This is a genomic window from Leifsonia sp. SIMBA_070, assembly GCF_046534635.1.
In the GTDB taxonomy this organism is placed as follows: Bacteria; Actinomycetota; Actinomycetes; order Actinomycetales; family Microbacteriaceae; genus Leifsonia.
Genome location: NZ_JAWRYK010000777.1, coordinates 1 through 245 on the forward strand (window position 1 = coordinate 1; position 245 = coordinate 245).

The 245-nt window shown below is 57.1% G+C and carries 1 protein-coding gene; it reads right to left on the reverse strand.

Going from position 1 to position 245, the window contains the following annotated elements; all coding sequences use genetic code 11:
• Positions 1-19: 19 nt before the first annotated feature.
• Positions 20-245, reverse strand: a 226-nt coding sequence (locus SB754_RS22335; protein WP_410784468.1) for a hypothetical protein, incomplete at its 5' end; no start/stop codon positions are given.

Consider the following 245-nt stretch of genomic DNA (forward strand, 5'->3'; position numbering starts at 1 on the left):
CGGCTATGACCTGCAAGCATCACACGTCGAGACCAGTCGTTCGGTGGTTGCTGGTCTCCTCGAAGCTCATGGATGTAAGCAGTCTGTTGAGATTGCCGCGCAGTGGATACAACACGCAGATTTTCTGCTCGATATTGAGCCACCTCTCGCAGACTTCGTGATCGGAAATCCGCCGTACATTCGCGCGGACGATCTCGACGACGAGGTCGAGGCCCGCTACCGCGAGCGATGGATAACGATGCGCG